The organism is Litorivita pollutaquae (assembly GCF_003205515.1).
In the GTDB taxonomy this organism is placed as follows: domain Bacteria; phylum Pseudomonadota; class Alphaproteobacteria; order Rhodobacterales; family Rhodobacteraceae; genus Litorivita; species Litorivita pollutaquae.
On the sequence record NZ_KZ826484.1, the window covers coordinates 1 to 24,354 of the forward strand.

Genomic DNA, 24,354 nt, shown 5'->3' on the forward strand with positions numbered 1-24,354 from the left:
ACCACCGTCCACACACAAGCCTCGCTGGCCTGACGCCAGCAGAATATGCTAACCGGTCAAAGGAAGACCAAAACCTGAACAGAGCTAACCTAAATTAGCGGACTCAATGGGGAGCAGGTCAACAACTATATATTTGACCAACGAAAGGAATAAGGATCAGTGACGAGGAAACGCTGCTGCTCATACTGATCGTTGCAAAGGAGCCGCCAGACCGGGTAAAAAGCGGCCTGTCAGAATTACGGCCAAAGCCCGGCCTCGACGCCCCAGCCCAACTTAAGAAGCCTAAGAAACTAAGCTTGGAAGAAAATGGATGAGCATAGAAAAATCCCAACGAGACTGCTTCAAAGAGGCCGCCCACGAGATCGGGACGGACGACGACAAAGCGCAGTTCAACGAAAATCGGGTGAAGCCGACGCCAGAACCAAAGAGTGACGGCTGATGGAAATCGTAATACCACTGCTATCTCTTCCCATTGGCATTTGGATTATGTGGACCTTGTTTGTTATCGTTGGGGATATGGCTGAGATACGTGGCCAAGATCGCCTGTTGTGGCAAATTTCTGCACTTTTCATCAATCCTTTTGGGGCGATGCTACTTTTGGCCTTGTTTTGCGGCATCAAGGATAGTTCACCCGATCCTTAGGCTGGTCTCAGCCGTAACCGTGGGTTTATAAAGCAAATAATCGCCTCTAAATATCCCCGCCGGTGGCATCCCGCCACGATCCAACCGCGTGGAAAAATCACGGCGCGCCTGCCTTAGCAGCTATCCCAGATACGCCCGCAGGGCCGGCGGTGGATCGGCCAAGAGCACAGAGGTGTCTTGCGGCGCAAAGGCCCGCCCTTCGGCGACCAACACCGTCTGCGGACAAAGCCGCGCCGCATCATCGGGGTCGTGACTGACCATCAACAGTGTCGCGGCCTGCTGCGCCGCCATTTGCGCCACCAGATCAAGCATTTCGACCTTGAGCGCGGGACCCAGCGCCGCAAAGGGTTCATCCAGCAAGATCACCGGACGGTTTTGCAACAAGACCCGCGCAATGGCCACGCGACTTTGTTGCCCGCCCGACAGCTGCGAGGGCTTACGCGGGCCGAGCCCCTGCAATCCGACCTGCTCGAGCGCACGGTCCACCGCGCCGCGCTGCGCCGTGCTCAACCGAAGATCAGGACGCAAGCCAAGCCCGATGTTTTGCGCCGCCGTGAGGTGCGGAAACAGGTTGTGGTCCTGAAACAGCATCGCAATCGGGCGCACCGCAGGGGCAGCATCGGTCAAATCTTGCCCCTTCCATGTGATCCGTCCCTTGGTCAATGGCACAAATCCCGCCATGGCCCCCAGAAACGTCGACTTGCCCGCACCAGAGGGGCCAACCACCGCCACGCGCGCGCCCGCCGCGATGCTTAGATCGGCGGACAGGGTGAAATCGTCTTGCTGAATACATAGGCCCTCAAGCGTCAACATCGCGCCGCCCCCTTTGATCGAAAATCCAGAACAACCCAAGGCTCAACGCGAGCAACACCACCCCCGCACCGGAAGCCGCTTGCATTTGATACGCCCCCATCAGGCGATAAATTTGCAACGGCAAGGTCGCCCATTCGGGATCGGCAAACAACACCACCACACCCAGATCTCCCATCGCCAAGGCCGCGCTCAACCCGGCGGCAAAACCTAGGGCGCTGCGGCTGCGGGGCAGGATCAACAACCGCAGCCGCGCCACGCCCGTTAAACCCAGTTGATCCGCCAGAACGCCAAAATCCGTCTCGGCGCGGCGCACGGCCGGGGCAATGACCCGCACCGCAAAAGGCAACGCCATCAAGGCATTCACGGCAACGGTCACCGGCAAGGCAAGACCCGCCGGCGCAAAAAACGGATTGATCATAATAAAAAGCCCGGTTCCGATCACCAAAGGCGACACAGCCACACCCAAGAGCCCAAGCCCCTCTGCCCAGCGCCAGCGTGCCATTGAAAGCCCCAAGGCCAACGTCAACGTCAACGCCGTTGCCAAGAGTGCGATAACCAAGGAATGACCGCTGGCGGCAAGGACCGACGCCCAGACATCGGCGCTCATCTGCGCGCTGCCCCATGCGCCGCGCCAGAGGATCATCGCCACCGGCCCGGCCACAAACAGCGTGGCCAGTGCAACCGTCAACGCGTCAGCAATCCGTTGCATCCAGCCGCCCGCATCAAACCGCTCGACCCGCCCGTCCATGCCCCGCCCGAATCCGTCCGCCCGCGCCACAGTTGCCGCGCCAAGCGCCGCAATGCCCACAAGACACAATTGCACAAGCCCCAGCCCAGCCGCCCGCGCCAGATCAAAATCCAAGGTGAAGGCTTGGTATATGGCCAACTCCAATGTGGTCGCGCGCGGTCCACCGCCAAGGGTCAGCGCCACAGCAAAGCTCGACAGGCAAATCGCAAACACAATCAATGCCGCGCCCGGAAGATAGGCGCGCAACATCGGTGCCTCGATCCGCCAAAACACATCGCGTGGGCGGAATCCGAGAGAGGCGGCAAGGCGGAAATGTTCCGCCGGTATCGCTTGCCAGCCCTGCAAGATAATACGTGTGGCCAACGGTAGATTGAAGAAAACATGTGCCAAAACCACGCCATGCAGCCCGTATATTTGAACGGCAGGTAGGCCCAATGCCGCCAATCCTGCGTTCAACAAGCCGCCGCGCCCGAAAATCGCCAAGAGACCAAGGATCGCCACGATCACCGGCAAAATGAACGGGGCGCCGAGAAGCGTGATCAAGGCACCGCGCCCCCAAAACCTGCGCCGTGCCAACGCCCGCGCGACCGGCACCGCCAAAGCGATTGAGAACAACGCTGACAACCCCGCTTGCACCACGGTGAAGCGCAAAGCGGCAAGATCGCCAGCCCCGAACCGCGCACCGGATTCGGCGCGCAGAGCGACAGCAACCAGAGGGGCGAGGATCATCACCACGACAAACCCTGCCGCCGCGATCCCCGCCCCTGCGTTCAAATCAATGCGCTTTATTGGGACAGCGCCGTGAGCCATTCGGCCAAAGCCTCCTCACGCATTTGCGGCGCATCGGCCAGAGGTGTCATCAAGGCTTTGTCCGGTGTCACAAGCGTTTCGAACCCTTCAGGCAGTCCGCCGGTAGGCGTGATCGCCGGATACATCCAGTTGGTCGTTGGAATGATGGTTTGGAAGGCATCCGAAAGCATGAAGGCAAGGAACCTGTCGGCCAATTCCGGTTGATCCGTGCCGGCGATTTTTGCGGCCACTTCGACTTGAAGATAATGGCCTTCGGAGAAGGCCGCGACATTTTTGCTGTCATCCTCTTCCGCAATCAAATGGTAGGCGGGCGAGGTGGTATAGCTGAGCACCATGTCGGATTCGCCTTCGAGGAACAGGCCGTATGCCTCGGACCAACCTTTGGTCACGGTGACGATATTATCCGACAGCGCCTCCCAAACGGCGGGCGCGTCGTCACCATAGGCCGCTTTGACCCACATCAACAAACCAAGACCCGGCGTTGACGAGCGCGGATCCTGAATGATGATCTTCAAATCCGACTCTGCCAGAGCCTTGAAATCGGTGGGCGCATCGAGGCCCGCATTTTTCACGAAAGCGAAATAACCCCAGTCAAACGGCACAAATGTGTCATCCTCCCATTTGATTGGCAGAGCATAATCGGCACTAATCCCGGAGGGGGCAAAAAGACCGCTGTCACGGGCGGCCGCGATCAGATTGTTGTCGAGGCCCAGAACAACGTCAGCCTTTGTCCGTGCGCCCTCCAATTTGATCCGCGCCAAAAGCGATGCGCCATCCCCTGCCGCGACAAATTGAAGATCGCACGCGCAGACCTCCTCAAAGGCCGTCTCGACCGCAGGGCCGGGGCCCCATTCAGTGTCAAAGCTGTCGTAGGTGTAGATGGTCAATACGGGCGTTTCGGCCAACGCGGTGCTGGCTGCGAAAAGCCCCGTAGCGAGTGCAAGATACTTCACGGCATCCTCCTAATTTCTATTGGGCGGAATGGGTGCGTGGAGCATATCCAAACCTTCCCTCCGCCGGTCTTAACCGGTTCAGGTTCAACGGGTTCGCAGAAGTGCATCTCAGCCGCATATGCGCGGCACCCCGAGGCAAGGCGGAATCTAGGCGGCGCGGGGCGCGGTGGCAAGGGGATTTCCCGTGCCACCGCGCCCCGTTTGTTGATGTGCCGTGCTAGTGCGGCTTGGCGTATTGCGCAAGCTCCGCCTCGGCAGCCTTGTCAATATCCAGATCGTCGCTGGTCAGGATGCCTGCATCGGGATCATTGAATATTGCCATATCAACCTTACCCTCGCTTTTGGCGACGATGGAGGTGACGACCGCATCGCCGGTGATGTTGACCGCCGTGCGGATCATATCCATCAACCGGTCCACCCCGAGGATAAGCGCAATGCCCTCGATCGGAAGGCCCACCTGCCCCAATACCATGGTCAGCATCACCAGACCCACGCCCGGTACGCCCGCCGTCCCGATAGACGCCAGAACCGCCATAGCAATCACCGTTACATAACCGCCAAGCCCCAGATCAATGCCATAGACATTGGCCAGGAACACCGTGGCGACGCCTTGCATAATGGCGGTGCCATCCATGTTGATCGTCGCGCCAAAAGGCACGCAGAAGGAGCCGACCGAATTGTTGACGCCGACCCGTTCCGTCACGCAGCGCAAAGTCACGGGGATCGTGGCGTTGCTCGACGCGGTGGAAAAGGCAAAAATCTGCGCAGGGCGAATTTTGCGCATGAAGGTTAGGGGGCTAAGCCCCGAAAGCAATTTGAGCATGATCATCAGCGTCACGAAGAGATGCACAAACAGCGCCAAAACCAAGGTGACAACATAGGCCAACACCGGCAGGAACAATTCGATCCCCTGTTCGGTGAAGGTCTTGGCGATCAAACAAAACACGCCAATGGGGGCAAAGGCCATGACGATGCCGACGACCTTCATCATCACTTCGTTCATATATTCGCTGGCTTCCACAAACCCTTTGGATTTCCGGCCGAGCATCAAAACAGCCACCCCCAAAATCACCGTGTAAAAGATGATTTGTAGCATCTCGCCATTGGCGAAGGACGCGACCGGATTGGTGGGAACGATCCCCGCAAAAACGTCCCAAACAGTGGGGGCCTCGCGGCCCGTCACACCGGAGGTGTCGATGCCATCCATGACAAACCCTTTGCCCGGCCCAATCATCGAAGCAAGAATAATCGCCACGGCAATCGCAATCGCCGTCGTGGTCAAATAAAGCACAAAGCTTTTGCCGCCGACACGGCCCAGAATGCGGATATCACCGATCCCTGTCACGCCGCAGATCAAAGAGAAGAACACCAGCGGCACCACCAACATTTTCAAGGCGTTGACGAACATCTTGCCGATCATGGCGAACAGTCCGCCGACAATATGGGTATTGATGAAATCGGACCCGATCTTGTTAAAGATCACACCAAGGATCAGCCCGCCAAGCATGGCCAACATGATTTGCGTCGTCAGGGACATTTTTGACGGCTTGCCGCCACTTGCCCCGCTTTCCGTTTCGCGTGTCATTGTCTTTCCTTCCTGTTGCTTATGTGAGGAGTTTTGCACGCTTTGCGTGAAACGCAAAATTTATGCACGCTTTGCGCGAAACAACGCGGAAGATTGCCTCTGACATGAGCAGTTGATAGAGCAGGTAAAAGAAAATGCGAGCCGCCACAGGAGCCGCCTATGTCGCTAAATTCATTCGGACATCTTTTTCGCGTCACCACATGGGGCGAAAGCCACGGCCCTGCATTGGGCGCGACGGTTGACGGGTGCCCACCCGGCGTAGCCGTGGACGAAGCCATGATCCAACATTGGCTCGACAAACGTAAACCCGGCACCAGCAAATACACCACGCAGCGGCGCGAAGCCGATGAGGTCGAAATTCTGTCCGGCGTGTTCGAAGGGCAAACCACCGGAACGCCGGTACAATTGATGATCCGCAACACCGATCAGCGGTCAAAAGATTACGGCGACATCGCCGAAAAATTCCGCCCCGGCCATGCGGATATCACCTATTGGCAAAAATACGGCATCCGCGATTATCGCGGCGGCGGGCGGTCCTCGGCGCGCGAAACAGCCGCGCGGGTGGCCGCAGGCGGATTGGCGCGGGCGGCCTTGAAATCGCTTTTGCCCAACGTCGAGATCACCGGATATCTCACGCAAATCGGCCCGCATAAAATCGACCGCGAACGGTTCGATTGGGCCGAGATCGGCAACAACGTCTTTTGGTCCCCCGATGCGATCGCCGCCGGTGAATGGGCCGATTACATGGATGCCCTGCGCAAAAGCGGCAACTCGGTCGGGGCGGCGGTCGAGGTCGTGGCGCGCGGTGTGCCCGCCGGTCTTGGCGCGCCGGTTTACGGCAAGATAGACACTGATTTGGCTGCCGCGATGATGAGCATCAACGCCGTCAAAGGCGTCGAGATCGGCGAAGGCATGGCAGCCGCAGAGCTGACCGGCGAAGAGAATGCCGACGAGATTTTCATGGGTAATGACGGCAACCCCGTCTATTCATCCAACCACGCGGGCGGGATTTTAGGCGGAATTTCCACGGGTCAGGATCTGGTTGTGCGCTTTGCGGTGAAACCCACGTCATCGATCCTGAAGCCGCGCCAGACGATCACCAAATCCGGTCAATCGGCCGAAATCATCACCAAGGGCCGTCATGATCCCTGTGTCGGCATTCGCGCCGTGCCGGTGGCCGAGGCGATGATGGCCTGCGTGATTTTGGATCATGTGTTGCTACATCGTGGCCAAATTGGCGGCGCCGCAGGCGAGACACGCGGCAAGATCGGATAATCCGGCGGGCGCCCCCTGTGCCCTCCTCACCCCGCCGGTTTTAACGCTGATCGGGCGGGGGTTTTTCAAGCCGTTTACCCCGCGCATAGATGCACTGCCTTGACGCGATGCGATGCACATCCGTTGGGCGGCGCGGTTGGTCTCTAGACGGCGTGCTTTGCCACCCTCTCGGCACGGCTCTATGCCTTGGCCTGAAGCACGGGGGGCTGCTGCTTCGACAACTGCACCGCCAAAATTCCCGCCGCAATGATCCCCACGCCAATGACATCACGCAAGCCAATGCTTTCGTTGATGACCACCGCAGCAATCGCCACACCAAAAAACGGGTTGAGGAAATGGAAGGTTGCGGCTTTGGTTGCGCCGATCATGCCAACCAAAGTGAACCACACCCATGTCGCCAAAAGCCCCGGCACCAAAGTGGTATAGATGAACGCGATGACCAACGGCGCGGACCATGTGACCTCTAGCGTTTCGGTAAATCCTGACACCACAGCGAGACAGGCAGACCCAACCAGCATTTGCAGCCCGACGATCATCATCACATTCCCGCCCGACACCGCGCCGCGTACCGACAATGTCGCAACGGTCAACGCCGCCGCCGCAATCAGGCAAAGCAGCAAGCCATAGCTGTCTACTCCGCTTTGCAACCGCGCGCCCATGATCAACGCCACGCCTGCCACACCTGCAATCAATCCGATCACCGCCATGCGCGGCAAACGGTCACGAAAGATGACCCAACCGGCCAACGCCACCATCAAGGGCATGGACGAGGCGATGATCGACGCAAGCGATGCCTCAATGGTTTGCATCGCGACAAAATTCAAACCGAGATAGAGCGCGTTTTGACAGATCCCGAAAATCACCGTCGCACGCCATTGGCTGCGGGTCAGGTTAAACCGTTGACCCATCGCAAATGCAATCGCCACCCCAATCAAACCCGACAGCAGAAACCGCAACGACAAGGATGCCAATGGCGGCGCATAGGCCACGATCACCCGCGCCGACGTAAAAGCCGAAGACCACATCAGGGCAAAGGCCAGCCCCATCAACATCGCGCGCAGGTTCATCGTGTCTCCAATCCGATCAAGAGAAAGCGCCCAAACGCAAAAAGGCCGCCTTACCGGCGACCCTTTCGAAAACTTGGCAAAGATGCAAGCTTAGCCGTTGACGCTGTCTTTGAGCGCTTTGGCGATGGTCATTTTCACGACCTTGTCAGCTTCTTTCTTGATCTGCTCGCCGGTGGCCGGGTTGCGCACCATGCGCTCGGGGCGCTCACGGCAGTAAATTTTGCCAACGCCGGGCAGGGTCACAGCGCCGCCAGCGGACACTTCTTTGGTGATGATTGCAACGATCGCGTCGAGCGCGCCACTTGCGGATTTCTTATCGCTGCCCATTTCTTCGGCCAGAGCGGCAACAAGCTGGGTTTTAGTCATTGGTTTCGACATTCTGTGGTCTCCTTCACTTGCCCGATCTATGGGGCCTCATTGGCGTTATATAACCTTATGTTGCGTAGCTACACAACGAATTGTGGTGCGAAACAAGTGGAAATAACACATTTTGGGAAGTTTATCCCTGATCACAGGAAGGCCGTCTCGTCAAATGAGCGCAATTTGCGGCTGTGGATACGCTCCAGTGGCATTTCGCGCAGGCTCTCCATCGCCCGAATCCCGATCATCAAGTGCCGTGCCACTTGGGTTTTATAGAAATCCGAGGCCATGCCCGGCAACTTCAATTCGCCATGCAGGGGCTTGTCAGAGATGCACAGAAGCGTTCCATAGGGCACCCGAAACCGAAACCCGTTGGCAGCGATCGTCGCGCTTTCCATATCAAGCGCCACGGCGCGCGATTGGCTCAGCCGCTGCACCGGACCGGTATGGTCACGCAATTCCCAATTGCGATTGTCGAGGCTGGCCACCGTCCCGGTCCGCATCACACGCTTGAGATCATAGCCCGCGAACTCCGTCTCTTTCTCGACAGCGGTCTCAAGCGCGATTTGGATTTCCGCCAAAGCGGGGATCGGCACCCAGACCGGCAGATCATCATCCAACACCTTGTCTTCGCGCAGATAGGCATGTGCGAGAACGAAATCCCCCAGACTTTGCGAATTACGCAAACCCGCGCAATGTCCGACCATGATCCATGCATGCGGGCGCAAAACCGCGATATGATCGGTGGCGGTTTTGGCGTTCGACGGGCCAACCCCGATGTTGACCAGAGTAATCCCGGACCCATCGGCGCGCTTGAGATGGTAGGCAGGCATCTGCGGCATTTTCATCGTCGGCGGGATCGGCGCATCGGCATGGGTGATTTCGACATCTCCGGTGCTGACGAAACTGGTATATCCACTGTCCGGATCGGCCAGAACGCTGCGCGCAAAGGCTTCAAATTCCGAGACATAGAACTGGTAATTGGTGAACAACACATGGTTCTGGAAATGTCCCGGATCGGTGGCGGTATAATGCGCCAGCCGCGCCAGTGAATAATCCACCCGTTGCGCCGTGAAAGGGGCCAAGGCGCCCGGCCCGCCCTCGGTGGGAACATAGGTGCCGTTGACGATATCATCATTGGTCGTGGTCAGGTCCGGAACGTCGAACACATCGCGCAGGGTAAATTTCGCCGCGCCTTCCTGCGGGACGGTCATGCCCCCCGTTCCCGCCACAGCAAAATGCACCGGCATGGGCGTTGTCGAAGGGCCGATTTCGACCGGCACTTTGTGGTTTTCAAGCAAAAGCCCGATTTGCTGCTCAAGGTAGGATTTAAACAAATCCGGCCGCGTGATGGTTGCGGTAAATGTGCCGGGGCCGGCGACATATCCAAAACTCAGACGGCTATCGATTTGGGCAAAGCTGCGGGTGGTGACGGATATTTGCGGATAAAAGGCGCGCATGCGGGCGTTGGGGTGGCCGTTTTTCATCGCAAGGCGGAAGTTGTCGCACAAGAAGGCCGTCGCCTCCTCATAGAGCACGATCAAATGTGCCACGGCCGCCTTGGCATCGTCGAAGCTTCGCGGGGCGGAGGGCGTGGGTGTCAGCACCGGCAAGCCTTGTTTGTCGTCGTTCATGCGTTATCCACCATCAGATCAGTCAATTCAAAACGGGTCACATCCACCAACCCCAAATCAGAAATACGCAGCTCCGGAATAACCACAAGCGCCAACAACGAATGTTGCATATAGGCGTTGTTCAATGTGCATCCGCAGGCCGCCATCGCCGCCATCATCGCGCCTGCATCGGCGGCCACCTCGGCCGCAGGCGCATCCGACATCAACCCCGCGATCGGCAATTTGACAAGCGCTAGTTCGGCCCCGTCCTTCCAAATGGTGATGCCACCGCCGACCTCGGCCAAACGGTTCGCTGCTGCCGCCATCATCTCGCGGTCTGTGCCGACGACGATCATATGGTGGCTGTCGTGGGCGACGGTGCTGGCCATGGCCATGCGGCCGTTGTATCCGAAACCCGACACGAACCCGTTCACAACACCGCCGGTGGCGCGGTGGCGTTCAACCAAGGCAATTTGGCATATATCCTGCGCGCCATCCATTTCAACGCGCGACTCGCTGACCTTTAGATCAGCGGTCAGGGCTTTGGTCGGCGCTTGATTTTCCACCACGCCAATGACGCGGGCGGTGACGTGATTGGCGCCCTCCGGCGCGGGGATATCGAAATCCGTCTCGGTCAGGGCATGACCCAAATGCACGGTTTGCCGCGCCGTATCGGGCCACGCGTAATGCGGACAATCGACGAGGCATTTACCGTCCTTGGCTACGGTTTTGCCGCGCGCGATCACCTGTTCAATCGGCAGGGTTTTGAGATCCGAGGTCAGGATCATATCCGCCCGCCGCCCCGGCGCGATCGAGCCGATCTCGCGCTCCAACCCGAAATGCGTGGCGGTGTTGATCGTCGCCATTTGCAGCGCAATCAGCGGATCACAACCACAATCAATCGCATGACGCACCACGCGGTTCATATGGCCGTCCTCGACCAATGTGCCGGAATGGCAATCGTCGGTGCATAGGATAAATCCGCGCGGATCGAGCCCCTTTTCAGTGATCGCAGTGATCTGCGTTTCGACGTCATACCACGCCGAGCCGAGCCGCATCATCGCGCGCATGCCTTGGCGGGTGCGGGCGATGGCATCGGCCTCGCAGGTGCCTTCATGGTCATCAGCAGGACCGCCCGCGACATAGGCGTGAAAGGCAGGGCCCAGATCGGGCGAGGCATAATGCCCGCCAACGGTTTTTCCCGCACGTTGGGTTGCGGCGATCTCGGCCAGCATCTTAGGGTCGCCATTGATCACACCCGGGAAATTCATCATCTCGCCAAGGCCGATAATCCCCGGCCATGCCATAGCCTCGGCGACGTCGTCGGGACTGATCTCTTGGCCCGTGGTTTCCAATCCCGGCGCAGATGGGGCGCAAGACGGCATCTGCGTGAAGATATTCACCGGCTGCATCAAGGCTTCGTCATGCATCATCCGCACCCCGTCGAGGCCAAGGACATTCGCGATCTCATGCGGGTCGGTGAACATCGACGTGGTGCCATGCGGGATCACCGCACGGGCAAATTCGGCAGGGATCAACATGCCGCTTTCGATATGCATATGCGCGTCGCACAGACCGGGGATCATATAGCGGCCCTCGGCCTCGATGATTTGCGTGTCCGGCCCGGTGCAATGGCTGGCATCCGGCCCGCAATAGGCAAACCGTCCGCCCGCAATGGCGATGTCCATATTGTTCAGAACCTCGCGGGTGTGGACATTGACCCATCGCCCGCCGCGCACAACGGTATCGGCGGGGGCGCGCCCTGCGGCAACGGCGACGAGAGTGGGGGCCATATCGGCCCAGCTTGGAAAATCTATGCTCATAAGAACAGCTTTTCCCCATTCACGCCGAGGTGCAAGGGGGAACCTGTCATACAGATGGTTGCGGAGGCTTCTATGGAATGTGTTGACCCATCTGCGATGTAACACCGGGCGATCAGGCCAAACCTGCCCTTGCCTTGGCCGAGCGGCTCGGCCAAACCTGTCACCATGACAGAGCAACACGGCAAAATTCTTTTTTCATACGGTCATGGCTATAGCGCACAGGCTTTAGCCCGCCGCCTCGTGCCGCAGGGCTGGACGATCTATGGCACCACGCGCAGCACCGATAAAACGGATCGGCATTGGGCCGACGGCATCACGCCCTTGGTCATTGGCGCGGATGATTTGACCGCGCCGCTGTCGCGCGCCAGCCATCTGTTGATCAGCGCCGGACCTGACGCCGAGGGTGATCCGTTTTTGCGCAACCACCGCGCCGAGATCACCGCCCGTGCGCCGCATCTGACATGGGCAGGATACCTGTCGACCACGGGGGTTTATGGCGATCACGGCGGTGATTGGGTCGATGAGACGACCCCCCTCTCCCCATCAACGCGGCGCGGCAAATGTCGCGTGGCGGCCGAAGCTGATTGGCAAACCATCCGCGATCTGCCGCTGCATATCTTCCGGCTGGCGGGGATCTATGGCCCCACTCGCGGACCATTTGCCAAAGTGCGCAATGGCACTGCGCGGCGGATCATCAAAGACGGGCAGGTGTTCAGCCGCATCCATGTCGAGGACATCGCGCAAGTGCTCGAGGCGTCCATCCAAGCACCGCGTGCGGGCGGTATTTACAACCTGTGCGATGACGACCCCGCCCCGCCGCAGGATGTGATCGGCCATGCGGCGGAGCTCTTGGGGCTGCCGCTTCCTCCTGCCGAAGCCTTTGAGACAGCAAAGATGACCCCAATGGCGCGCAGCTTCTACGCCGAATCCAAACGCGTGCGGAACGATTTGATCAAACGGGAGTTGGGGATACAGTTGCTTTATCCAACGTATCGTGACGGGCTGCGTGCCTTGCTGGATGCGGAAACCACCGCAGAAGAAAGTTGAACCCCATGCAGGAAACCGTCACGCCCCGCGTCGACACCCCCTCCCCGTCCCTGCGTAGCCTGAGCGACATTCTCGATGCTGTTGAGGCAGCCGCAGAGGGCGGCACGGCCTCGGTGGAGGATATTTTGACCGAGGTGGGCGAACGGTCGTTCTCTCCGATCATCCTGGTGCCGGCGCTGATCCTTGTCTCGCCGTTGTCGGGGATCTTCGGTTTGCCGACAGTTGGTGCCGTTCTGATCTTTCTGACCACGGTGCAAAAGCTGTTCGGGCGTCCGCATGTATGGTTGCCCAGCGTGATCAAAAAGCGCAGCGTGAAAGCCGAACGGCTGATCCGGGCCGTGGGGTGGCTCCGCCGCCCAAGCCGGTGGATCGACGCGCGCATGGAAAAACGGCTGACCTGGTTGGTGACGCGCGGGGCGAATATCGCGACATTGCTGACAATCATCGCCATCACCATGGTGATCCCGCTGCTCGAAGTCCTGCCATTTGTGACATCCTTTTTGGCCACGGCCATCGCGTTTTTTGCCATTGGCCTTTTGGCCCGCGATGGCGCGTTTATCGTGCTGGGCTATGTCTGGACCTGCGCCAGTTCCGCCATTGCCTATTGGTTGATGATCGAAACAGGTATAGCCGGTTAGGCGCGGTCTGCTTTCGCATCCAATCGCACCACGCCCAGAACCTCCAACACCTTTGCCTCGATATCCGCCGCCGATAGAGCCGCCGTGCGATACATGTCCTCGGGCGAGGATTGGTCGATAAACGTGTCGGGCAACACCATTGAGCGATATTTAAGGCCGCTGTCAAACACGCCTTCTTCGGCCAGCATTTGCGCCACATGGCTGCCAAACCCGCCCACGGCACCCTCTTCAATCGTAATCAGGGCTTCGTGGCGCGCGGCCAGATCAAGGATCAGATCCCGGTCCAAAGGTTTGGCAAAACGCGCATCTGCAATTGTCGGAGTAAAACCGCGCGCGGATAGGGCTTCGGCGGCTTTTTCGACCTCTGCCAAACGGGTGCCAAAGGACAAAAGCGCCACGCGCCCGCCCTCTTGGATCATCCGGCCTTTGCCAATCTCCAATGCCGTGCCGCGGTCGGGCAAATCAACACCCACGCCTTCGCCACGCGGATAACGGAAGGCAATCGGGCCATCGTCATAGGCGGCAGCGGTGGCCACCATATGCATCAATTCCGCCTCGTCCGCCGCCGCCATCACCACCATTCCCGGCAGATTGGCAAGAAAGGCCGTGTCGAAACTGCCTGCGTGGGTGGCGCCATCGGCACCGACCAATCCGGCACGATCAATGGCAAACCGCACAGGCAAACGTTGGATTGCAACGTCATGCACCACTTGGTCATACCCCCGTTGCAAAAACGTCGAATACATCGCGCAAAACGGTTTCATTCCGCCCGCCGCAAGGGCCGCCGAGAACGTCACGCCATGTTGTTCGGCAATGCCGACATCGAAACAGCGCGACGGGTAGCGTTCGGCAAACAGTCCAAGCCCGGTGCCATCCGGCATCGCGGCGGTGACAGCACAGACCTTGGCATCGGCGGCAGCTTCGGCCAGCAACGCACGCGAGAATACAGACGTATAAGAGGGTGCATTGGATTTGGCTTTGACCTGTTTGCCGCTCACCACATCGAATTTTGCGGTGGCGTGGCCCTTGTCGTCGGCGTTTTCAGCGGGGGCATACCCTTTGCCTTTGACGGTGTTGATGTGAATAAGGATTGGGCCGGTGGCGCGCTCTTTGACCGTGCGTAAGACCGGCAGCAATTGCCCCATATCATGCCCGTTCAATGGGCCGATGTAGGAAAATCCCAATGCCTCGAAAAGCGTGCCGCCCACGGTCATGCCCTTGAGCATGTCCTTGGCGCGCTTTGCGCCCTCGCGGAAGGGCGGCGGCAAAAGCGAAACCGCGCCTTTGGCGGCGGCTTTCAATTCCTGAAACGGCTCGCCCGCATAGAGCCGCGACAGGTAGGACGACAGTGCCCCCACCGGCGGGGCAATCGACATCTCGTTGTCGTTGAGGATCACAATCAGACGTTTGCCCAAATGGCCGGCATTGTTCATCGCTTCGAATGCCATGCCCGCCGACATCGCGCCATCGCCGATCACCGCAATCGCATCGCCAAGCCCACCGTCGCAGGCCCCACCCAGATCGCGCGCCACAGCAAAACCCAATGCCGCGCTGATCGAGGTCGAACTATGCGCCGCGCCAAAGGGGTCATAGGGGCTCTCGGAGCGTTTGGTAAACCCCGACAAGCCGTCCTTTTGGCGCAGGGTGCGGATACGGTCGCGCCGCCCGGTGAGGATTTTATGCGGATAACTCTGGTGCGAGACGTCCCAAATGATCTTGTCCTTGGGGGCATCGAAAATCGCATGCAGCGCCACGGTCAATTCTATAACGCCCAGCCCTGCGCCCAAATGCCCGCCGGTTTCCGATACCGCCGAAATGGTTTCGGCGCGCAGTTCACCCGCCAGCGTTTTCAATTGAACATCGGAAAACTGCTTTAGATCCGCCGGTGAGGCGACCGTATCGAGCAACGGTGTGTCAGGTCTGGACATCGTAGGGCGCTCCTTGCGGGGGCGAATTGGCAACCACGCAGGTCAGGCGCAGCAGGCTAGCTTTGACGCGAGATAACGAAACGCGCGGCTTCTCGCAAGCCATCTGCGCCTTTGCCGTAAGGGGAAAGCGCATCACAGGCGGCGTCGGTCAACTCTGCGGCGCGGGCTTTTGCCCCGGCGAGCCCCAAAAGCGAAACGAATGTGGCTTTGCCCGCACCCGCGTCTTTTTGCAACCGCTTGCCGGCAGTTTTCTCGTCCCCTTCTACATCTAAGATGTCATCGGCGATCTGAAAGGCAAGGCCAAGAGCCTCGGCATAGAGTTGCAGCGCTTCGGTTTTGGCGCGCGCCATGCGCGGCCCCGCCGTGGCGGACCATGCGATCAACGCGCCGGTTTTGCCGTTTTGCAAGCGGGTTATCTCGTCCAAGGTCAAGGCCCGATCTGCCGTTTCCGCAGCAATATCAAGTGCCTGACCCAAGACCATGCCGCGTGCGCCGGCGGCTTGGGCCAATGTCAAACCCAGTTCTGTCCGTGCCTCCGCCGACTGTGCACCGCGTGGATCAAGCGCCAATTCAAAGGCCAAAGATTGCAAAGCATCTCCCGCCAAAATCGCGGTGGCATCATCCCATGTGACATGCACGGTCGGCTGGCCGCGCCGCAGATCGTCATCATCCATTGCCGGAAGGTCATCATGAATAAGGCTATAGGCATGCATCGCCTCAATCGCCGCAGCAGGCCAAATCGCGCGCGCCGGATCGACGTCATGCAATGCCGCCCCTTCGAGTACCAGATAGGCACGCAAACCTTTGCCGCCACGCAGACCATACCGCATCGCTTCGATCACGGGCTGATCGCCCATCGGGGCCAAAATGCGCGTCAGATGCGCCGCCGCCTCAGCCGCCCGCGCGCTCAGGTCGTTTTGAAACACTCACAAACCCTCGACCGGGGTCGTGCCTTGCGGATTACCGGCACCATCAAGCGTGATTGCCGCGACTTTTTCCTCGGCTTCTTTCAACTTGGCCTCGCAGCGTTTTTTCAACTCTGCACCGCGCTCATAAAGCTTGATCGAATCCTCGAGCGCCACATCGCCGCGCTCCAACTGGCCGACGACCTGTTCCAATTCGGCCATGGCCTGTTCGAATGTCATTTCCGAAACGGAAGGGGCGGTGTCGCTCATGATGCGTCCTTTGCGGGTGGCGATTTTGGCGCGATCATAGCGGCGGTCGCAGCGGGGTTCAATCACGCAGGCGACTTGCACCGCCGGCGCGAATACCGCAAGATTCGCCCATGCAAAACACCAACCCCGACCACGATGACGCCATTGAGGCCGAGAGCGCCCTACGCGACCCAAAGGCGGCGCTGCGCGCGACCGAACGGCTTGAAGCGGCAGCTGCGGAACATGCGGCGCTTGCATCCATGGTTCTCGACGACATTTTACGAATTGTGCCGGAAAAGCGCGCGATTTTCACCGGCACCTTGCACGGACAAAACGCCGTGTTTCGATTGGCGCTGTGCGATGCCGAACGGCGACAAAGCGCCGAACAATGGGCCGAGCTTAGCCGGATTTATCCCTATATGAACGCCGGTGCCTATCGCGTGGCCGAGCCGTTGTTTTTCGACGAGGCGGACGGCATTACCGCAATCAGCCATGCGGCGGGGCGGCCTTTGATGATGCATCTGTGGTCCTTGCCGCGCGACGCGCGCCTGCCCCATATCGCCCAAAGCGCCGGTTGGCTGGCACAATATTGCGCGCCCAGCACCGCATGGCGTGGGGTGGATTGGCGCAATTGGGCGCGGCGATGCGAGAAGGCCGCCGCGCAGCAACATTTCACACGGCTGCAAAACATCGAAAGCAAAATCTTGCAAAAGACCAAAAAACTGGGCCGGATGATCAAGGAGATGGAGTGGCGGGTCGCCGTCTGCCACGGGGATTTCCACCCGCTGAACCTGATCATTGCGCCCGATGAGACGCGGTTGACGGGACTGGACCTTGGCTCATCGTTCTTGATGCCGATCTACCGCGATATTGCGCGATATCTGATCTATAATGCGCGGCGGCATATGTGGGCGGGCGATGGGCGCCGCTATGGCGTTGACGGCGCCGCGATTGATGCCTTTGCCGATGCATTTGCGATGAGCGCAGACGAAAAACGCTATTTCATCCCCTATATGATCGCGGTCGAAACCCTGACGCGCGTCGAATCCAAAACCGAGGTCACCACGCGGCTGAACAACAGCGTCGAGCTGGCGGAGGCATTGTTCGAAGATCTACGCGAATTGACGCTTTAAGCGGCCATCAGCGCGCCGACATGGGCGGCGGTGGCATCGGCCAATGCCTCAAGGTTATACCCGCCTTCGAGGATGGAAACCAGTTTGCCCCCGCAGTGGCGCGCGGCGAGGGCGCATAGGTTTTCAGTCAACCAGACATAATCATCCGTTTGCCAATTCAGCTGCGCCAAAGGGTCATCCGCATGGGCATCAAATCCCGCCGAGACCAATATCAGCTCGGGTGCAAACGCATCAAGCGCGGGAAAAACGCGGTTTTCATATGCGGCGCGCATCTCGGTCCCGGTGCTGTGCGGTGGCAATTCGATGTTCATCACATTGCCATGCGCGCCGGTTTCTGTGGCACGGCCGCTGCCGGGCCAAAGCGGCGATTGATGCGAGCCGATAAACAAGGCACGGTCCTCGTTCCACAAAAGGTCTTGGGTGCCATTGCCATGATGCACATCGAAATCGACGATGGCGACACGGGCCAATCCGCGCCGTTCCATCGCGTGACGCGCGGCAATGGCGACATTGCCAAACAGGCAAAACCCCATCGGTTTGGCTGTTTCGGCGTGATGACCCGGCGGGCGGGTGGCCACAAAAGCTTTGCCAACGGCCCCGTCCAACACCGCATCCACGGCGGCAATCGCGCCGCCAACGGCACGGCGCGCAGCACTCATCGAGCCCGGCGACAGCCATGTGTCCTCGTCCAATCGCGCGAGGCCGGTCTGCGGCACGGCGTCTTTGATCCGGTCAACATAGGTCTGCGGGTGGCATAAGCCTATGTCTGCATCATCGCATTGCGGCATCGTCCGGCGTTCCAGTGCATCAAAGGCCGGAACCGATAAGGCCCGCGCAATATGACGCAACCGCGCGACCTGCTCGGGATGACCCTCGGGCGTGACGTGGTTCAGGCCGTCGTCATGCATATAAAGTGCAACGCTCATGGCGGTCCCTCCGATCCGGTTTGGCATATCCTGACGCCAGATTTCGTGCCGTGCAAGGATGCTATTCGGGGCTGAGCATATAGCCTTCCCCGCGCACGGTTTGTAGGTAGCGCGGTTGTTTCGGATCGGCTTCGATCTTACGGCGCAGACGGGTGATTTGCACATCCACGGCGCGGTCTTGGGTGGTATCTGCGTCGCGGCCAAGATCCTCCGCCAAAGCACTGCGCGAGATTGCTTCGCCCGTGCGGGCGGCAAATATTTTCATCAACTGGCTTTCCGTCGCCGTCAGGCGCACCAATTCTTCCCCACGCCACAATTCTCCGCGCTCGATATCGTAGCGCACCGGGCCAAGCTGCAAGAGCTTGGGGGCCAGATCTTGCGGCGCTTGGTCCGGCATGCGCCGCAAAATGGCATTGATCCGCAGCAGCAATTCCTTTGGCTCGAAAGGTTTGGCAAGGTAATCATCGGCACCTGCCTCCAATCCTTCGATCCGCTCCGAGGTCTCACCTTTGGCGGTCAGCAACAGGATCGGAGAAGAGATCGTTCCGGCCAAAGCCCGCGTCAAAGACACCCCATCCTCGCCCGGCATCATCACGTCCAGCACGATCAAATCGAATTCGAGGCCGGCCAAAATCCGCCGCGCATGGGCGGCATCACGGGCGGCCGTGACCAAAAACCCGTGCCGTGTCAGAAACTTTTGCAGCAATCCACGAATGCGCTCATCATCATCAACAACCAACAGATGCGGGGCCAAATCGGTCATGATCTGCCGTCCCTAAGGCGCAGATAGCGGCGGCGCATTTCACCATCCATCATCGCTTCGAGCACGGTGCGAAATCCGGCGACCGCCTCGGGACCGGCGGCACGATATGCGGCGCGCATACGGCTGCGTTGCGCATCCGAAAGCTTGCGCTCCAAGGCTGTGCCTTGTTCAGTCAAATACAGGTTGCGTTCACGTTTGTCAGAGGTGCCCACACGGCTTTCGACCAGCCCGTCCTCTACCAAGGTCCGCAGCACCCGGTTAAGTGATTGCTTGGTGACACCCAGAATAGCCAGGAGGTTGTTCACAGTGGTTCCGGGCGCGCGCGCAATGAAATGCACGGCGCGATGATGGGCCCGCCCATACGCCATCCCCTCGAGGATACGGTCGGGATCGGCAGTGAATCCACGATAGGCAAAAAACATCGCCTCAATGCCTTGGCGCAATTGCTCATCAGTGAGAAACAGTAGACTTTCGCCCCCATGCGCATCTGACATATTTCCCTCCTTATGTTCACAATTCGCCCCGATTTCGAACTAGCTTAAGTCAGCTATGTTGACATTCCAAGTGCTAACTGGTAGCGAAAGTCGATTTTAAAGCAATATTATGTCCGCACCGGCCATAGGTGCGCAACAAATGCAAAACAGCGGCAAGGCCGCGCTAAGAAAGGAACGAAACCATGACGGGCGCATATGATGATCGCGACGGCAAAATCTGGATGGATGGCACACTTGTCGAGTGGCGCGATGCAAAGGTCCATATTCTGACCCATGCGCTGCATTATGCTTCCTCGGTCTTTGAGGGCGAGCGCTGCTACAATGGCAAGATTTTCAAAGGTGTGGAGCATTCGGAACGCTTGAAACGCTCTGCCAACCTGCTTGATTTCGACATCCCCTATTCCGTCGATGAAATCGAAGCGGCAAAATACGCGATGCTCGAAGCCAATGGTTGGACAGATGCCTATGTCCGCGCGGTCGCATGGCGCGGCGCGGGCGAAGACATGGGCGTTTCGGCCAAAAAGAACCCCGTGCGCCTTGCCGTCGCCGGATGGGAATGGGGCAATTATTATGGCGATGCCAAAATGAAGGGCGCCAAGCTCGACATCGCAAAATGGCGCCGCCCGGACCCCGCGACGATCCCTTGCGAAGCCAAGGCCGCCGGTCTTTATATGATCTGCACCATGTCCAAACATGCCGCAGAGGAAAAAGGATGCTCAGACGCGTTAATGTATGACTATCGCGGCTATGTGGCCGAGGCGACGGGCGCGAACATCTTTTTCGTCAAGGACGGCGAAGTGCATACGCCCAAGCCCGACTGCTTTCTCAATGGCATCACCCGTCAAACGGTTTTGGGCATGTTGGCCGAACGCGGTGTGACCGTGCATGAACGCCACATCATGCCCGAGGAGCTGGACGGCTTCGAGCAGTGCTGGTTGACCGGCACCGCCGCCGAAGTCACCCCCGTCGGGCAGATCGGCGATTATACGTTTGAGGTCGGCGCATTGACCCGCGACATCGCGGAAAACTATGAGAAGCTTGTACGCTTGTAAGGCCTAGCATTGGTACAAAATGAAAACGCCGCTCGGGGTGACCTGCGCGGCGTTTTTGTCTGGGTCATCGTCTTGGCCCCGCTTACCCCGGGCTCATGCCCCGCAACCGCTCAGAGCGACGGCGTAAGAGTTCCAGCGTGGTGAGCAGGAGCACCGAAATCACCACAAGAATCGTCGCCACCGCCAGAATGGTCGGGGAAATTTGCTCGCGCAGGCCGGTGAACATTTGCCATGGCAAGGTCTTTTGCGCGGCGGAGCCGACGAAAAGCACAACGACGACTTCGTCAAACGAGGTGATAAAGGCGAAGAGCGCGCCGGAAATCACACCCGGCAAGATCAGCGGCATTTGCACACGAAAGAAGGTGGTCACCGGCCCCGCGCCCATATTCGCCGCCGCGCGGGTGAGCGAACGGTCAAACCCGACAAGCGTCGCCGTGACGGTGATGATCACGAAGGGAATACCAAGAACCGAGTGGGCCAAAACGACCTTCACATAACCGACGAAATTCTTGTTCATGCCAAGGCTGTTTTCCATCCAATTGCCAAGCGTGGAGTAGAAGAAAAACATGCCCGTGGCAGAGATGATCAGCGGCACAATCATCGGTGAGATCAAGATCGCCATGATCCCGCGACGGAACGGGACATGACTTTGGCTGAGGCCGATGGCAGCCAGCGTGCCAAGCGAGACAGACACAATCGTCGCAATCGGCGCGATGATCAGCGAGTTCTTGAAGCTATGCTGCCAATCCGAGCTGGAGAAGAAATCACGGTAGTGTTTGAGACTATAGCCATCCGGGTCGAGCTTGAGCATTTCCGGTGTGAAGGTGAAGAAATCCTGCGCATTGAACGAGAGCGGAATGATCGTCAGGATCGGCGCAATCAGGAAGAAGAAAATGCACCCGCAAATCACGCGAAAGGCATAGAACCAGATGCGTTGACCGGTGGTGGCATAGGGGGGAAGGCTGCTCATGATCTTATCCCAACTTCACGTTATCGATGCCGACGATTTTGTCGTAGGCGTAATAGAGGATCAGCACCGCCGCCAAAAGGATCGCGCCCAGCGCCGCCGCCAGCCCCCAATTGAGCGAGGTCGAGATATGGAAAGCAATCCGGTTCGAGATGAACACGCCTTTGGTCCCACCAACCAATTCAGGGGTGATGTAATATCCAATGGCCAGAATGAAGACGAGGATCGAACCGGCGCCAATGCCCGGAATGCTCTGCGGGAAATAGACCCGCCAAAAGGCGGTCCAATTGGTCGCGCCAAGAGATTTTGCCGCGCGCAGGTAAGTTTCCGGAATGGTCTGCATCACCGAATAAAGCGGCAGGATCATAAAGGGCAACAGGATATGCGTCATGGCAATGATCGTGCCGGTGGCGTTGTTGATCATCACCAATCGGTTCGCATCATCGACAAGCCCGATCCAGACCAGCAAATCATTGATCACGCCCTGCTGTTGCAGCAAAACCTTCCACGCGGATGTGCGCACCAAGAGCGAGGTCCAGAACGGCAAGAGCACAAGGATCATCAAAAGATTGGCTTGGCGCATGGGCAAATTCGCCAAAATCCACGCAATCGGGTAGCCCAGCAAAATACACGATCCGGTAATCATCAAGCTCATCATCAAGGTGCGTTTGAACAAGGTGACATAGATTTGTTGGTTTTCGGGTCGGGCTTCGATGCCGTCGGGCGACACCTGCATATCCACCGCATTCAGAAAATATCCGGGGGTATATTTGGGGGAATTGGCCTTGATCGTGACCCAGACCTCGGGATCAGCCCACTTCTTATCGAGGGCGATAAATTTGTCCTTAAACGGCCCATCGTTGGCCAGGTCCCATTTTTTCACACCGCGTCCCGATTTGCGGAACAACGACGAAATCCCGTTCATTTCATAGTTGAGCCGTGTGCCGAGGCGCGTATGCGTCTTCTCTGCGACGGCGATTTTCATATCGGCGGCCAATGCGGCAAACACTGGCTCTTCTGGCACGGTGCCCGCCTCGCTGTCCCACTCTTGCAGGGCGACAACCGTCTTCGGCAGGGTCTCTTGTACGATCTGGTTCTCGACGGACCGGAACAACATATCCCCGATCGGCACGATGAATGTGATCAGAACAAACAACAAAAGCGGCGCAATCAGCAAAAGCGCGCGGATTTTCTGGCGGCGCAGAGCACGGGCGAGACTGACCTTAAGCGGCTTGCCGTCGGCGGCCAATACCGGGCCGGAGTTGTCGTGGGCAGTGGTGTCAGTCATGGATCGTGTCCCCGTTTATCGCGCGTTTGCCGCGTCTCGTATCTGGGTCCGGCGGGCGCGGGCGCCCTGCCGGAATTTGCGAGCGGGCCGGTGATCCGGCCCACTGCCTATGCTTAAAAATGGCTTACTTGGCCAACCACGCCTGGAATTTTGCATCCAGATCGTCGCGGTAGTCCGCCCACCACATGTAGTTGTTTACAAAGGTGTTTTCGGCATTCGACGGCTCTGTCGGCATATGCGGTGCCATTTCGATTCCCAAATCGGCGTGGGTCGAAACCAGCGGCGCAGAGGAAGCGCGCGCAGGACCGTAAGAGATGTATTTCGCCTGATCGGCCAAACGCTGGGTGTCGGTTGCATACATCACGTAATCTTTGACGCGCGCCAGACGATCGTCGGCCAAACCGGCGGGGATCACCCAACCGTCAAGGTCAAACATCTGCCAGTTCCATGCCATGCCGATGGGCTGATCTTTTTCGACAATCGCCGAAAAAAGGCGGCCGTTATAGGCCGATGCCATGAAGACTTCACCGTCAGCCAACCATTGAATCGGCTCGGCGGACGCAGACCACCACAGGGTGTCGGCCTTGATGGTGTCGAGTTTGGCAAAGGCTTGCGCTTGGCCCTCCTCGGTTTCCAGCGTGGTGTAAACTTCCTCATATGCAACACCGTCGCAGAGCAACGCCCATTCCATGTTGGCAATCGGGTTTTTGTTCAGCGCGCGTTTGCCCGGATATGTCTCGAGGTCAAAGACATCGCAAGCACCGCTCGGCGCATCGACGCCTTCGGGAACCTGATCGGTGCGGTAACCGAAGGTGGTCGAGAAAACGATCTGCGGGATGAAGCAGTCGGACACCAGCATATCACCAAAGTCATCCGCAGCAGATGTGCCATCAGGCGCCGGCGCCAGATCGGTCGCCGGATCGATTTCCAACGCAAGGCCTTCGTCGCACAGACGGATCGCATCAGCGGCTTCGACGTCCACCAGATCCCATGTGACATTGCCCGCTTCGCTCATCGCGCGCAGTTTCGCCACAGCTTCGGACGAGCTTTCATCATTGATGATCTTGATGCCCGTTTTTTCCATGTAGGGCTCATGGTAGGCTTTGATTTGCGAAGCCGAATAGGCGCCGCCCCACGACACGATGGTCATTTCGTCGGCCATATGGCCGTCCGCACCGGCCACACCTGCTGTCATCGCAAGCGCGGTGGTGGCCAGAAGAGTTTTTGTCAATTTCATAGCTTTCTCCCAATTGGTTCCCGTTGTTCTCTGCACAC

22 protein-coding genes, 1 pseudogene and 1 riboswitch are annotated in these 24,354 nt (G+C 58.7%); of the genes and pseudogenes, 6 read left to right on the forward strand and 17 right to left on the reverse strand.

Annotation, left to right across the window (positions count from 1 at the left end; all coding sequences use genetic code 11):
* Window positions 1–438 precede the first annotated feature (438 nt).
* Window positions 439–642, forward strand: a complete 204-nt coding sequence (locus tag DI396_RS16425; RefSeq protein WP_162617190.1) for a hypothetical protein — start codon at window positions 439–441, stop codon at window positions 640–642.
* 120 nt (window positions 643–762) lie between these two features.
* Here DI396_RS16425 and DI396_RS08620 read toward each other — a convergent pair whose 3' ends face one another.
* From DI396_RS08620 to DI396_RS08635, 4 genes are all read right to left on the reverse strand, one after another.
* Complete coding sequence (locus DI396_RS08620; RefSeq protein WP_110795818.1) at window positions 763–1,455, reverse strand: thiamine ABC transporter ATP-binding protein; 693 nt, start codon at window positions 1,453–1,455, stop codon at window positions 763–765.
* On the reverse strand, window positions 1,442–3,013 hold the full coding sequence (locus DI396_RS08625) for a thiamine/thiamine pyrophosphate ABC transporter permease ThiP (protein WP_110795819.1): 1,572 nt from the start codon (window positions 3,011–3,013) through the stop codon (window positions 1,442–1,444). The genes DI396_RS08620 and DI396_RS08625 overlap by 14 nt, the downstream gene beginning before the upstream one ends.
* Window positions 2,989–3,966, reverse strand: a complete 978-nt coding sequence (gene thiB / locus DI396_RS08630; protein ID WP_110795820.1) for a thiamine ABC transporter substrate binding subunit — start codon at window positions 3,964–3,966, stop codon at window positions 2,989–2,991. Before thiB ends, DI396_RS08625 begins: the two co-directional genes overlap by 25 nt.
* Before the next feature lie 38 nt (window positions 3,967–4,004).
* Window positions 4,005–4,109: riboswitch (TPP riboswitch) on the reverse strand.
* Between the two features lie 74 nt (window positions 4,110–4,183).
* A complete protein-coding gene (locus tag DI396_RS08635; RefSeq protein WP_110795821.1) occupies window positions 4,184–5,551 on the reverse strand; it encodes a dicarboxylate/amino acid:cation symporter in 1,368 nt (455 codons plus the stop codon).
* A gap of 159 nt (window positions 5,552–5,710) precedes the next feature.
* On the opposite strand from DI396_RS08635, the gene aroC reads away from it, so the two are divergent.
* Complete coding sequence (aroC, locus tag DI396_RS08640; RefSeq protein WP_110795822.1) at window positions 5,711–6,826, forward strand: chorismate synthase; 1,116 nt, start codon at window positions 5,711–5,713, stop codon at window positions 6,824–6,826.
* A 179-nt stretch (window positions 6,827–7,005) separates the two neighbouring features.
* On the opposite strand, the gene DI396_RS08645 is transcribed toward aroC, so the two are convergent.
* The 4 genes from DI396_RS08645 to ade form a co-directional block, all read right to left on the reverse strand.
* On the reverse strand, window positions 7,006–7,893 hold the full coding sequence (locus DI396_RS08645; protein WP_110795823.1) for a DMT family transporter: 888 nt from the start codon (window positions 7,891–7,893) through the stop codon (window positions 7,006–7,008).
* 90 nt (window positions 7,894–7,983) lie between these two features.
* Window positions 7,984–8,271 carry an HU family DNA-binding protein gene (locus tag DI396_RS08650; RefSeq protein ID WP_110795824.1) on the reverse strand — a complete coding sequence of 96 codons (288 nt, stop codon included), beginning with the start codon at window positions 8,269–8,271 and terminating at the stop codon, window positions 7,984–7,986.
* A 131-nt stretch (window positions 8,272–8,402) separates the two neighbouring features.
* Window positions 8,403–9,887: an AMP nucleosidase gene (locus tag DI396_RS08655; protein ID WP_110795825.1), complete on the reverse strand. Its 1,485-nt coding sequence runs from the start codon at window positions 9,885–9,887 to the stop codon at window positions 8,403–8,405.
* Window positions 9,884–11,689, reverse strand: a complete 1,806-nt coding sequence (gene ade / locus DI396_RS08660) for an adenine deaminase (protein WP_110795826.1) — start codon at window positions 11,687–11,689, stop codon at window positions 9,884–9,886. The genes DI396_RS08655 and ade overlap by 4 nt, the downstream gene beginning before the upstream one ends.
* A gap of 165 nt (window positions 11,690–11,854) precedes the next feature.
* Between ade and DI396_RS08665 the strand changes: the two genes are divergently transcribed.
* Both DI396_RS08665 and DI396_RS08670 read left to right on the forward strand, forming a co-directional pair.
* Complete coding sequence (locus tag DI396_RS08665) at window positions 11,855–12,736, forward strand: SDR family oxidoreductase (RefSeq protein WP_110795827.1); 882 nt, start codon at window positions 11,855–11,857, stop codon at window positions 12,734–12,736.
* A 5-nt stretch (window positions 12,737–12,741) separates the two neighbouring features.
* Window positions 12,742–13,374 carry an exopolysaccharide biosynthesis protein gene (locus DI396_RS08670; RefSeq protein ID WP_110795828.1) on the forward strand — a complete coding sequence of 211 codons (633 nt, stop codon included), beginning with the start codon at window positions 12,742–12,744 and terminating at the stop codon, window positions 13,372–13,374.
* Here the strand turns inward: DI396_RS08670 and dxs are convergent.
* Genes dxs through DI396_RS08685 form a run of 3 tightly spaced genes read right to left on the reverse strand, consistent with a single transcriptional unit; the run spans window position 13,371 to window position 16,477 of the window.
* Window positions 13,371–15,302, reverse strand: a complete 1,932-nt coding sequence (gene dxs / locus DI396_RS08675; protein WP_110795829.1) for a 1-deoxy-D-xylulose-5-phosphate synthase — start codon at window positions 15,300–15,302, stop codon at window positions 13,371–13,373. The genes DI396_RS08670 and dxs overlap by 4 nt on opposite strands.
* Before the next feature lie 56 nt (window positions 15,303–15,358).
* The gene (locus DI396_RS08680; protein ID WP_407936304.1) at window positions 15,359–16,228 is read right to left on the reverse strand and encodes a polyprenyl synthetase family protein; all 870 of its coding nucleotides are present in this window, start codon (window positions 16,226–16,228) and stop codon (window positions 15,359–15,361) included.
* Window positions 16,229–16,477, reverse strand: a complete 249-nt coding sequence (locus DI396_RS08685; RefSeq protein ID WP_110796031.1) for an exodeoxyribonuclease VII small subunit — start codon at window positions 16,475–16,477, stop codon at window positions 16,229–16,231.
* Window positions 16,478–16,587: 110 nt separating this feature from the next.
* Here DI396_RS08685 and DI396_RS08690 point away from each other — a divergent pair, with 110 nt between their 5' ends.
* Window positions 16,588–17,589 (forward strand): phosphotransferase, encoded by a 1,002-nt coding sequence (locus DI396_RS08690; protein ID WP_110795830.1) that lies wholly within the window; start codon window positions 16,588–16,590, stop codon window positions 17,587–17,589.
* Here the strand turns inward: DI396_RS08690 and DI396_RS08695 are convergent.
* The 3 genes from DI396_RS08695 to DI396_RS08705 form a co-directional block, all read right to left on the reverse strand.
* Window positions 17,586–18,515, reverse strand: coding sequence for a histone deacetylase family protein (locus tag DI396_RS08695; RefSeq protein ID WP_110795831.1), 930 nt, complete (start codon window positions 18,513–18,515; stop codon window positions 17,586–17,588). The two genes, DI396_RS08690 and DI396_RS08695, sit on opposite strands and share 4 nt — an antisense overlap.
* Window positions 18,516–18,576: 61 nt before the next feature.
* Complete coding sequence (locus DI396_RS08700) at window positions 18,577–19,278, reverse strand: response regulator (protein ID WP_110795832.1); 702 nt, start codon at window positions 19,276–19,278, stop codon at window positions 18,577–18,579.
* A complete protein-coding gene (locus tag DI396_RS08705; RefSeq protein WP_110795833.1) occupies window positions 19,275–19,772 on the reverse strand; it encodes a MarR family winged helix-turn-helix transcriptional regulator in 498 nt (165 codons plus the stop codon). Before DI396_RS08705 ends, DI396_RS08700 begins: the two co-directional genes overlap by 4 nt.
* Window positions 19,773–19,954: 182 nt before the next feature.
* Here DI396_RS08705 and DI396_RS08710 point away from each other — a divergent pair, with 182 nt between their 5' ends.
* Complete coding sequence (locus DI396_RS08710) at window positions 19,955–20,824, forward strand: branched-chain amino acid aminotransferase (RefSeq protein WP_110795834.1); 870 nt, start codon at window positions 19,955–19,957, stop codon at window positions 20,822–20,824.
* A gap of 82 nt (window positions 20,825–20,906) precedes the next feature.
* Here DI396_RS08710 and DI396_RS08715 read toward each other — a convergent pair.
* The 3 genes and pseudogenes from DI396_RS08715 to DI396_RS08725 all read right to left on the reverse strand — a co-directional run.
* Window positions 20,907–21,785 (reverse strand): annotated as a pseudogene (locus DI396_RS08715) (ABC transporter permease); the annotation flags it as partial.
* Between the two features lie 13 nt (window positions 21,786–21,798).
* The gene (locus tag DI396_RS08720) at window positions 21,799–23,079 is read right to left on the reverse strand and encodes an ABC transporter permease (protein ID WP_110795835.1); all 1,281 of its coding nucleotides are present in this window, start codon (window positions 23,077–23,079) and stop codon (window positions 21,799–21,801) included.
* Window positions 23,080–23,203: 124 nt separating this feature from the next.
* Window positions 23,204–24,316, reverse strand: coding sequence for an extracellular solute-binding protein (locus tag DI396_RS08725; protein ID WP_110795836.1), 1,113 nt, complete (start codon window positions 24,314–24,316; stop codon window positions 23,204–23,206).
* Between the last annotated feature and the right edge of the window lie 38 nt (window positions 24,317–24,354).